Origin of the sequence: Nonomuraea mesophila (assembly GCF_004352805.1) — a bacterium.
In the GTDB taxonomy this organism is placed as follows: Bacteria; Actinomycetota; Actinomycetes; order Streptosporangiales; family Streptosporangiaceae; genus Nonomuraea; species Nonomuraea longispora.
On the sequence record NZ_SMLD01000250.1, the window covers coordinates 1 to 10,266 of the forward strand.

General features: G+C 71.6%; 10 protein-coding genes. 3 read left to right on the plus strand and 7 right to left on the minus strand.

Annotated elements, in window-relative coordinates:
- Positions 1-664: enolase C-terminal domain-like protein (locus tag E1295_RS44965; RefSeq protein ID WP_281284812.1), on the minus strand; the 664-nt coding region annotated here is incomplete at its 3' end.
- A 53-nt stretch (positions 665-717) separates the two neighbouring features.
- Between E1295_RS44965 and E1295_RS44970 the strand changes: the two genes are divergently transcribed.
- Complete coding sequence (locus tag E1295_RS44970) at positions 718-1,569, plus strand: DUF72 domain-containing protein (protein ID WP_132641027.1); 852 nt, start codon at positions 718-720, stop codon at positions 1,567-1,569.
- Positions 1,570-1,650: 81 nt separating this feature from the next.
- Here E1295_RS44970 and E1295_RS44975 read toward each other — a convergent pair whose 3' ends face one another.
- The 6 genes from E1295_RS44975 to E1295_RS45000 form a co-directional block, all read right to left on the minus strand.
- Complete coding sequence (locus tag E1295_RS44975) at positions 1,651-2,361, minus strand: alpha/beta fold hydrolase (RefSeq protein WP_132641029.1); 711 nt, start codon at positions 2,359-2,361, stop codon at positions 1,651-1,653.
- A gap of 37 nt (positions 2,362-2,398) precedes the next feature.
- Positions 2,399-3,241: a class III extradiol dioxygenase family protein gene (locus tag E1295_RS44980; RefSeq protein ID WP_132641031.1), complete on the minus strand. Its 843-nt coding sequence runs from the start codon at positions 3,239-3,241 to the stop codon at positions 2,399-2,401.
- A gap of 3 nt (positions 3,242-3,244) precedes the next feature.
- Complete coding sequence (locus E1295_RS44985; RefSeq protein ID WP_132329749.1) at positions 3,245-3,592, minus strand: extradiol ring-cleavage dioxygenase; 348 nt, start codon at positions 3,590-3,592, stop codon at positions 3,245-3,247.
- Between the two features lie 62 nt (positions 3,593-3,654).
- Positions 3,655-5,055, minus strand: a complete 1,401-nt coding sequence (desA, locus tag E1295_RS44990) for a syringate O-demethylase (RefSeq protein ID WP_132641033.1) — start codon at positions 5,053-5,055, stop codon at positions 3,655-3,657.
- Between the two features lie 274 nt (positions 5,056-5,329).
- Positions 5,330-6,007: a response regulator gene (locus E1295_RS44995; RefSeq protein WP_132641035.1), complete on the minus strand. Its 678-nt coding sequence runs from the start codon at positions 6,005-6,007 to the stop codon at positions 5,330-5,332.
- A gap of 6 nt (positions 6,008-6,013) precedes the next feature.
- Positions 6,014-7,786, minus strand: a complete 1,773-nt coding sequence (locus E1295_RS45000; RefSeq protein WP_220449216.1) for an ATP-binding protein — start codon at positions 7,784-7,786, stop codon at positions 6,014-6,016.
- Between the two features lie 440 nt (positions 7,787-8,226).
- Between E1295_RS45000 and E1295_RS45005 the strand changes: the two genes are divergently transcribed.
- Positions 8,227-9,108: a methylenetetrahydrofolate reductase gene (locus E1295_RS45005; RefSeq protein ID WP_220449217.1), complete on the plus strand. Its 882-nt coding sequence runs from the start codon at positions 8,227-8,229 to the stop codon at positions 9,106-9,108.
- Positions 9,109-9,257: 149 nt separating this feature from the next.
- On the plus strand, positions 9,258-10,145 hold the full coding sequence (purU, locus tag E1295_RS45010; protein WP_132641037.1) for a formyltetrahydrofolate deformylase: 888 nt from the start codon (positions 9,258-9,260) through the stop codon (positions 10,143-10,145).
- Positions 10,146-10,266 lie beyond the last annotated feature (121 nt).

Here is a 10,266-nt window from a genome sequence, read left to right on the forward strand (position 1 = left end):
CATCCACCATGAGCGGCACATCCGCCCCCAGATGCTCACGCACCGCCGCCAACCGGCGCAGATCCTCCCTCATATCCGGCTGACCCACCTTGATCTTGACCCCGCCGATGCCACTCGCGATCGACTCGGTGGCCCGCTCCTTGACCTCCTCGATGGGGGCGTGCAGAAAACCGCCCGAGGTGTTGTACGTCCTGACCGCGTCGCGGTACGAACCCAGCAACTTCGCCAGTGGCAAATTCGCCCGCCTCGCCTTCAGATCCCACAGCGCGACGTCGACCGCCGCCAGCGCCTGCGTCGCCACCCCGGAACGCCCGACCGACGCCCCCGCCCACAACAACATGTCGTAGACCCGGCCGATGTCCGACGGATCCCGGCCGAGCAGGTTCTCCGCGACCTCCTTGGCGTGGGCGTACTGCGCGGGGCCGCCCGCCCGCTTGGAGTAGCTGAAACCGGTGCCGTGGCGGCCCTCGTCCGTCGTGATCTCGGCGAACAGGAACACGACCTCGGTCATCGGCTTCTGCCGGCCGGTGAGGACCTTGGCGTCGCTGACGGGCACGTCCAGCGGGAGCGTGACGGAGGAGAGCGTGACGTGGCGGATGCGGTCGGCGGCCATGGCGGTCCCAAGGGTCGGAGTGCTGGAGTCGCCGTCATCATATGAGTGCATAAGTCGTATGACAACTTCTCCGGTTCCGGCCGGTCTTCGATAGCGTCGCGTTCATGCGGCTTCATGTGGGATGCGCGATGTGGACCCACGCGCGCTGGCAGGGACGCCTCCTGCCCGCCGGGCTCCCTCCCGGCGAGCGGCTGCGCGCGTACGCGACCTGGTGCGAGGCGGTGGAGGGCAACACGACCTTCTACGCCACGCCGTCGAGGAGCACGGTCGAGTCGTGGGCCCGGCAGACCGATCCCGGCTTCCGCTTCGTCGTCAAGCTGCCCAGGACCATCACCCACGAGCACCGCCTCACCGGCGCCGACGACGACCTGCGCACGTTCCTGGAGGTGATGGAACCGCTCGAGTCCCGCGTCCACGCCCTCTGGCTGCAGTTGCCCGGCTCGTTCTCGCCCGCCGACCTCGGCGCCCTCGCGGCCTTCCTGCACCGGCTGCCGCGCTCGCACAGATACGCCGTCGAGGTGCGGCACCGCGCGTTCTTCGAGGACGAGCGGGCGCGGCGCCTGCTCGAACGGCTCCTCACCGGCTTCGACGCCGAGTGGGTGCCCTTCGACACCACGGTGATGTTCGCGAGCCCGCCGGCCAGTGACGCCGAGCGGGACGCGTGGACGAAGAAGCCGCGCCTGCCGCGCCGCACGCACGCCCTCACCGACCGCCCGATCGTGCGCTACCTCGGCAGGGACGACGAGGAGCGCACCATCGGCGGCTGGCGGCCGTGGGCCGACACGGTGGCGGACTGGCTGCGCGAGGGCCGCTCGCCGACCGTGTTCATCCACACGCCGGACAACGCGGACGCGCCGGTGCTCGCGCGCCGCTTTCATGACGACGTACGCGCCCGCGTGCCCGAGCTGGAACCCCTGCCGGAGCCGATGCCCGCCGAGCCGCTGACCCTCTTCTGACCGGCGGCTCACGTTCCGCCCGGCAGCGCGACCCGGTCCGGCGTGCCGCCGACGCGGCGTACGGGCATGGGCTCGCCCGCGTCACTCCGCGGCGATCCGCAGCAGCAGCTCCGCCAGCTCACCCGGCGCGGTCACCATCGCCTCGTGGCCGGTGGCGATCTCGTGCACCGGCCAGCCGCGGGCGGCGGCCCGCTCGGCCTGCGGCGTGAACACCCGCATCCAGTCGGTGCACTCGATGAACGCCGCCGGCACCTGCTCCCCCTTGCCGCTCAGCCGCAGCGGCTCGGTGTAGGTGAGCCACGGGTGCGGGGTCAGCCGCGGGGTGAGCCAGTCGAGGTCGGCCTGCTCGGTGACGCCCAGGACGCTCAGCGAGCGCACGGGGATCAGCCAGCCGAACCCCGGCCCCGCCACCGACTCCCGGTAGTGCCCGGCGACAGTGGCGGGCAGCAGGTCGATCGCGGCCTCGCCGTCCTCGCCCACGAAGGCGTCGAGGTGCACGCGCCTGGCCAGGCGCTCGCCGACCCGGTCGGCGACGCCGGTGACGACCTGCCCGGCGTAGCTGTGGCCGACGAGCACCACGTCGCGGGCGTCGTACGCCTCGATGAGCGCCACGACGTCCTGGACGTGGGTGGCGAGCCCGACCTGCGGGAGCAGCACGTGCGCACGGTCGCTGAGGCCGGTCAGGGTGGGGGTGTGGACCTCGTGGCCGGCGGCGCGCAGCAGCGGGGCCACCCGCTGCCACGCCCAGCCGCCGTGCCAGGCCCCGTGGACCAGCACGAAGGTGCTGCTCATGCGGGGACCTCCTCGTACGGGCGGGCGGCGGGCCTGGTCATGCGTTCTCCATGACGATCATCCCGGCTCCGGTCATCGAGGCGGGTACGAAGTAGTGCCGGTGCCTGACGACGACCTCCGGGTCGAGCGCGCCCCGCATGACCAGCCACATGATCAGTTCGGCCCCCTCCCCGCCGAAGGTCTCGATGTAGTGCTCCCTGCTCCAGCCGGCGAGCTTGCCGGGGTCGTGGGCGATGTCGTCGAGGAAACGCCGGTCGGCCTCCGGGTTGACGAACCCGGCGCGGGCGCCCTGGAGCTGGTGGGACAGGCCGCCGGTGCCGAGTACCACGAATCTCTCGTCGCTGTCGTGGTCTGCGATCGCCCGGCCGAGCACCTTGCCGAGCGCGTAGAGGCGGTCGGGCCGCGGGATCGGATACTGCAGCACGTTGACGAAGATCGGCACGACCTTCACCGGCCACGCCTCCGGCGGCCTGCCCCAGAAGAGCTCCATGGGCACCTGCAGGCCGTGGTCGACCTTGATCTCCTGGATGATCTCCGGGTCGAAGTGGTTGTCCACCAGAGTGTCGACCAGGTGCCAGGCGAAGTCGGCCGCCCCCTCGAACGGGGGGATGGCCCGCGGCCCCCAGCCCTCGTCGACGGGGTGGTACTCGGTCGCGCAGCCGACCGCGAACGTGGGCACCCGGTCCAGGAACAGGGCGTTGAAGTGGTCGTTGAAGACGACGACCGCGACGTCGGGCCGCTGCTCGCGCACCCACTCCTGGGCGGGCACGTAACCGTCGAAGAACGGTTTCCACTCAGGCGTGTCGCGCAGGCCCTTGTCCAGCGCCGCCCCGATCGAGGGAACGTGCGAGGTTCCCAGTCCGCCGACGATTGTCGCCACGTCTCACACCTTCTTCCCGAGCCTGTCCCGCAGGAACGACTCGTGGTCCATGCCGGCCTGGTGGGCGCCGATCTCGGTGATCCGCACGGGATCGACCGCCGAGATCTTCAGGATGAAGAACAGGTTGCCGCCGAGGCGCACCATCTCCTTCCAGTCGCGTGACAACACCGCGGCCTTCTCCTCCTCGTTCAGCCCGAACCGGTCCAGGTAGGCCGGTTCGTCGGCCTTGAACGCCGCGCGGTTGGCCGGGTCGCCCAGTCCCATGGCCATCTTGTTCATCCGGTAACCGCGAAGCTGCCGTTCGCGGTCGAGGAGGGGCGTGTCGGGTATCCGGTCCGGTTCCCCGCCCATGGAGCTTCTCCCTTGTTCGGCGGCGCTGTCTCGGCAGGTTCGGCTCGTCGCGACCGGCCGGCTCAGGCCGAAGCCGCCCGCCAGCCGCCGTCCGCGTAGACCTTCCTGGCGACCTCGGAGTACGGGACGGGGCTCACGGTGGCGCTGATCTCGACCTGGCCGTGCCCCTCGACGGTGAGCTTCGCCGAGCCGCCGTCGGGCTCGCCCCACACCAGCGACACCTGGGCGCCGGGCTCGGCGTGCTCCTCGTCGAGCATCGCCAGGGTCAGCATCTTGCGCTCGTTGGCGCTGTAACCGATCCACGTCGAGATCCCGCCCGGTTCGCCGTGCACCTTCACCAGGTCGTACGGGTGCATCGCGTACACCGCGGAGGGGAACTCGAACCACTTCGCCGGCAGTCCGCGTTCGAGCTGGGTGTTGACGGCCTTGAGGAAGTCGGCGTTGTCCAGCGCCAGGGTGACCTTCTTGCGGTGCGGGCCGGCCGCCTTGGCCTCCAGCGCCTCACGCCCGACGAAGTCGTGGTCGAACTTCACGAACGAGCCGTAGCCGAGGTCCCACGGCGTCAGGTAGTAGTCCTCGATGTCGTCCGAGACGAAGCTGCCGCCGATGGAGGCCGCGGCCTCGTAGGAGGTGTCCGGCAGCCACTGGCGGTAGGCCTTGAGCGCCTCCCCGGTGTAGACGGCCGGCAGGGGCGACGGGATCCAGCCGGACTCCAGCGTGTTGGTGGAGTAGGCGCGCCCGCCGACCAGCCGCATGCCGTACTCGTCGCCGGCCTCGGCCAGCGCCTGGTGCACCTCCTCGCCCTCCGCCCACGGCCCGAACAGCTCGTACCCGGGCTGCCCCGCCATGCCGTGACGCAGCGCGCGTACCTGCCTGCCCGCGATCGTCATCGTCGTCATGTGGAAGAACTTCAGCTCGGGCGCGGGCCCGCCGATCGCCTTCTCGATCACCTTGACCGCGTTCGGCCCCTGGATCTGGTACCGGTAGTGGGTGCGGTTGAACGGGTCGGGGCGGGCCGCCGAGCGCTCGTCCAGCGTGACCGTGACGTCATGGCCGCCCGTCTCGGCGTGGTAGCGCACCCAGTTCAGTGCGGGGATGCGGCCGACCAGGTTGAAGGTGTGCTCCGCCAGGTGGAAGAGGATGCCGTCGCCGATGACGTAGCCGTCGGGGGAGCACGGCACGAACTGCTTGGCGGTGTCGACGGGGAACCTCGCGAAGCTGTTGATCCCCAGGGAGGACAGCAGCTTCAGCGCGCCGGGCCCCTCGATGCGCAGCTCCGCCATGTGGAACGACTGGTTGAACAGCACGCAGGTCTGCTGCCAGGCCAGCTGCTCGTCACGCCAGTTCGTGTACTCCGGCGGAACCCCGGGATAGACGTTCGGCCCGGCCGGGAGGTTGCGCAGATGATCCGCCACAGGGGTCGAAACGCCGTTGAGGATGTCTTGGAGGCTCTTGCCGGACATGGGGTGTCTCCTTACCTGGGGCTGCTCGCGAGGCGTCACCGCGCCCGGGGAGAGGCGCGCGGGGCGACGCGCGTGCGCTGAGCTCCGTGCACATGGGGCGTTCGCTGGGGGCCTGGTCATCGCGGCCTGACCTGGATGTTACGCAGCGTCTGCGGGGGCACGGATTGCGCAATTGACGGCTCTTGAGGGGGTGCCGGTCCTAGGCCGCCTACGACAAGTGACGTAGTCCGCGGCCAGGCGTGACCCGCGCGTGCCGGCGGGAGGGACACGACGCTCAGCGCGGGGGGTCGACCAGCCCTTCACGCATGGCGACGAGCACCGCCTGCGTCCGCGAGTGCAGCCCGAGCTTGCCCAGCAGGTTGCTCACATGGGTACGCGCCGTCCGTTCGCTGATCACCAGCTTGGCGGCGATCTCACGGTTGGAGCGGCCTTCCGCGATGAGGACGAGCACGTCACGCTCCCGGCTGGTCAGGCCCGCGACACCGCTGTGCGGGGCGCGCATCTTCTGGGCCAGCCGCCGCGCCACGGCGGCGTCCAGATGGACGTCGCCGTTGGCCGCGGCGTGGATCGCGGCGGCGACCTCGGACGGGCCCGCGTCCTTGAGCAGGTATCCGGCGGCGCCGTTGGCCAGCGCGGCGTGGATGCGCTCGACCTCCCCGAAGCTGGTCAGGATGACCACGCGGACGGCGGGGAACCGCTTGACGATCTCGGCGGTCGCCTCGACGCCGTCCATCTGCGGCATCATGAGGTCCATCAGCGCCACCCGGGGCAGCGGCTGCTGCCTGACCTTGAGCGACTCCAGCAGGTCGACCGCCTCGCGGCCGTTGGCCGCCTCACCGGCGACCTCGACGTTCTCCAGAGCGTCGAGATAGGCGACGACGCCGCGCCGGACCACGGCATGGTCGTCCACCACCAGGACTCCGATGGTGCTGTTCTCCGAGGGGGGTGTCATGGCTCCTCAGCGGTTCTCGTGAGCGGCGTCGTGAGCAGGAACGTCAGCGGCGTCCCGGGAGACGTCCTCGGCCGGGTTCTCGGCTGTGCCCTCGCCTGGGTTCTCGGCCGGGTTCTCGGCCGGGACGAACACGTCCCGGTGCAGCCCCGTCGGCAGCGAGGGCGGCAGTGGGAGCACGAAGCGCACGGTGGTCCCCTCGTCCCGGCTGGACAGGATGGACAGGTGCCCGGCCCACCGGCCGGCGCGCTCCTTCATCGCCGTCATGCCGAAGCCGCCCTCCTCCCCCGGCAGGTCCGCGTTCTGCGCCGGCAGGCCGCACCCGTCGTCGGCGACCTCGCCCTTCAGCCACCGCTGCGAGCGGCGTCCGGTCACCCCCAGGCTGATCGTGACGCGGGAACCCTGCGCGTGCTTGACGCTGTTGTGCAGCGCTTCTGCGATCATGCGGTAGACGTCCTCGCGGAGCTCGGCCTCCAGGTCGTCGAGCTCGTGCTGCCGGTCGGCGATCGAGACCCGCACGTCGAGGCCGGTCCTGCCCATCGTCGACTCGGCGAGCGCGTCGAGGGCCGCCGACAACCCCTGGTCGGCGAGCGGCATGGGGTGCAGGTCGGTCACCATGGCCCGCAGATCGCTCAGCACCGCCTTGGAGACGTGCCCGAGCTCCCCCGCCACGCGCATCACGTACGCCGAGTCGACGACCGCGCCGCGCCCGGAGAGCATGCTGAGCGACTCCGCCTGCATACCCATCGAGAAGACCTGCTGCACCACGGAGTCGTGCAGGTCGCGGGCCAGGCGCTGGCGTTCCTCGCGCCGCGCGACCTCCCGCTCGCGCTCCAGCAGGGCGGCGTAGTCGACGGCCTGCGCCGCCTGCTCGGCCATGGCCAGCAGGAAGTCGAGAGTGGTCCTGCCGATCTCCTGGTCAGGGGCGAAGAAGGCGTTGAGGATGCCGACGGGCTCGCCGCGCACCATGAGCGGCACGCTGGCGAACCAGTCCCACACGGGCGAGCGCATGTAGTCCTTCAGCGCCCGCCACGCGGGGTCCGACATGATCATCGCGTACCGGTTGGGCACGACGACCGGCCGCCGCGAGGTGAACGCGTCGATCATGCGCAGGTCCGCGCCGGACTCCCGGCATTCGAGCAGCATGTCGAAGAAGTTGTCCGCCTGGCTGAACCCGGCGGTGCCCATGACCTGGAACCGTTCCCTGGTCGCGTTGACCGTCAGGATCTGCACCCCCGCCAGGGCGTCGGCCTCCAGCACCTCCTTCGCCAGGGCCTCCAGCGTGCTGCCGAGCGAGCGTTTGGCGGCCACCCGGCTGGCCGCGCTGGCGATCGCGGCGAGCCTGCGCTGGTGCCGCCGGCTCTCCGTCACGTCGCGGAACGCGACGATGCGCTCGTCGCGGCCGGGCAGCCGGCTGATCCGGTACGCGAACTCGCGGCGCGGCCCCGGCTCCCTCTCCCACACGGTGACCGTCTCGGCCCCCGGGTCCTCGCCGTCCTCGTCCGCTTGGCGCGGCGGGAACGGGGACGCCTCGCCGGCGACGTACGCCGCGTCGAGCCCGCAGAGCGACAGCGCCGCCGGGTTGGCCTGCACGAACCGCCCGTCCGCGTCGATCACCGCGAGGCCGTCGGGCATCTGCTCCAGCAGCGCCTCCGCGCCGAGCGGCCGGCGCCCGCGCGGCGCCGGCCGGGCGGGCCGCCCGGACCTGACGTCCTCCACCATCGCGGGCGCCCTCCTCGCTGGCTCCGGCCGGTCCTGGTACGCCACGTCATTGATCCCCATGATGCCCCCGTTCCAGGGCCGAGGCACTATTTCCACCGGTACGGCCTGCGGGGATACACCATTTGACGTAGACGCCGGCTCCGCGCCCGGCACGGCGGCGCGGCGCCCTCGCCCCGCTCCGGGGGCGCGGCGTGCCGGCCGCGCCTTCAGCCGGTCAACCGCCCTACGTCACTTGTCGCGCCCCGGCTAGGACGACCGCAGGCGCAAGTGCCGTCATCCGCGTCATTCCCTGGACCACGCCGGAATCTACTGTCGGTTGCGGATGCCGCTGTCCGGCGTCCTCCCAGCGTCCGCGTACAGCGGCCGGGCACGCGCACGATCGCGTTTCCCGTCCGGCGGCCTGCCCTGACGAAAGGTCCCCTCACCATGCCTCCTGCACCTCCGGCCCCCGCTGCCGGCTCCTCCACGGCGCGGGCCGCGCGTGAGAGGAGCCGGGCACGATGAGCAGCCTGCGGGTCGGCGGCCCCGGCCCGGTGCCCGCGCACCGGCAGGCGCTCGCCCAGGCGCTGAACACCCTCAGCTACGAGGTCATGCCGTTCCGCGGCACCGAGGACGCGGTGCTCGCCTACGTGCCGCGTACCATCCCGCTGACCGTCACCACGACCGAGGCCAAGGGCCTGGCGGCCACCGTCGACCTGGCCGGGCGGCTGGCCGGGCACGGCTACTCGGTCGCCCCCCACCTGGCCGCCCGCCAGGTGAGGGACGGGCGGCACCTGGCCGGCCTCGTCGCCGAGCTCCGTGAGGCGGGGATCGACGGCATCTTCGTGATCGCGGGTGACGTCGCCCAGCCCGCGGGCGGCTTCCCCGACGCCCTCTCCCTGCTGGAGGCGCTCGACGCGAACGGCCACCACTTCCGGCACATCGGGATCGGCGGCTATCCCGAGGGCCACGGCAGCATCCGCCAGGAGCTCATCGACCGCGCCATCGAGCTGAAGGCGAGGTACGCCACCCACGTCATCACCCAGCTGTGCTTCGACGCGGCGACCACGGTCGCCTGGGCCCGGCGGCTCCGGGAGCGCGGCGTCGAGCTGCCGATCCACGTCGGCCTGCCGGGGGCCGTCAGCCGGCAGAAGCTCATCCGCATCTCCGCCGGGCTCGGGCTCGGGCAGTCGGCCCGCTTCCTGCGCAAGCAGCAGAACCTGTTCTGGCGCTTCTTCCTGCCCGGCGGCTACAGCCCGGACCGGCTGGCCGAGCGGCTCGCCCCGCGCGTCTACGACCCGGGGAGCAACCTGCGGGGCTTCCACCTCTTCACGTTCAACGAGCTGGAGAAGACCGAGTCGTGGCGGCGCACCATGCTGATCAGGGCCGGGTACCACACCTGACCGCCCCCGAGAGCCGTGCCCGCGACACCGGCCCACCAGTCCGGCCCACCAGTCCGGCCCACCAGTCCGGCCCACCAGTCCGGCCCACCAGTCCGGCCCACCAGTCCGGCCCACCAGTCCGGCCCACCAGTGAGGAGCCGAGCCCGACCATGACCGCCGCAGCCGCAGCCGCAGCCCGTTCCGCCGGGCAGTGCGTCCTCATGTTGTCCTGCCCGGACACGCCGGGCATCGTGTACGCCGTCGCCGGGTTCCTCTTCGACCGGCAGTGCACCATCGTGCAGAGCCGGCAGTTCCACGACCCGGACAGCCACACCTTCTTCATGCGCGTGCAGTTCGCCCACGCCGACGGTCACACCCTGGCGGTGCCCGACTTGCGGTGCGACTTCGCGCACGTCGCGTCGCGCTTCGGGATGACCTGGCGCCTGGAGGACGCCGGCGAGAGGCAGCGGGTGCTGATCATGGTGAGCAGGGTCGGGCACTGCCTCAACGACCTGCTCTACCGCACCTCCGTCGGAGAGCTCAACCTGGACGTCGCCGCCGTCGTCTCCAACCATCCCGACCTCGCGCCGCTGGCCGGCAACTACGGCGTGCCGTTCCATCACCTGCCGGTCACGCCCGCCACCAAGCCGGAAGCCGAGGCCCGGCTGCTGGAGCTCGTCCGGGACGAGCGCGTCGACCTGGTCGTGCTGGCCCGCTACATGCAGATCCTCTCCCCTGAGGTGTGCAAGCACCTGGAGGGCAGGGCCATCAACATCCACCACTCGATGTTGCCCAGCTTCAAGGGCGCGCGTCCCTACCAGCAGGCGTACGAGCGGGGCGTCAAGCTCGTCGGCGCCACGGCGCACTACGTCACGCCCGACCTCGACGAAGGGCCGATCATCGACCAGCAGATCACGCGCGTGGACCACTCGCTCAGCGCCGGCGAATTCGTGGCGCTGGGGCGGGAGGTGGAGTGCCGGGCGCTGGCCAGGGCGGTGCGCTGGCACACCGAGAACCGGGTGGCGCTCAACGGCAACAAGACCGTGGTCCTGCACTGAGCGGCGCCGCTCCTGCTCAGCGAGGGTCGGCGCGGCGCCCGGCCGGGCGCTCGGCCGGGCGCTCGGCCGGGCGCTCGGCCGGGCGCTCGGCCGGGCGGGCGGTCAGGCGGGCGGTCAGGCG

Excerpts from the sequence above, each read along its gene's own strand:
- purU (WP_132641037.1), top strand. The coding sequence starts at position 9,258 with ATGACCGCCGCAGCCGCAGCCGCAGCCCGTTCCGCCGGGCAGTGCGTC.
- E1295_RS45005 (WP_220449217.1), top strand. The coding sequence starts at position 8,227 with ATGAGCAGCCTGCGGGTCGGCGGCCCCGGCCCGGTGCCCGCGCACCGG.
- desA (WP_132641033.1), bottom strand. The coding sequence starts at position 5,055 with ATGTCCGGCAAGAGCCTCCAAGACATCCTCAACGGCGTTTCGACCCCT.
- E1295_RS45000 (WP_220449216.1), bottom strand. The coding sequence starts at position 7,786 with ATGGGGATCAATGACGTGGCGTACCAGGACCGGCCGGAGCCAGCGAGG.
- E1295_RS44985 (WP_132329749.1), bottom strand. The coding sequence starts at position 3,592 with ATGGGCGGGGAACCGGACCGGATACCCGACACGCCCCTCCTCGACCGC.
- E1295_RS44975 (WP_132641029.1), bottom strand. The coding sequence starts at position 2,361 with ATGAGCAGCACCTTCGTGCTGGTCCACGGGGCCTGGCACGGCGGCTGG.
- E1295_RS44970 (WP_132641027.1), top strand. The coding sequence starts at position 718 with ATGCGGCTTCATGTGGGATGCGCGATGTGGACCCACGCGCGCTGGCAG.
- E1295_RS44995 (WP_132641035.1), bottom strand. The coding sequence starts at position 6,007 with ATGACACCCCCCTCGGAGAACAGCACCATCGGAGTCCTGGTGGTGGAC.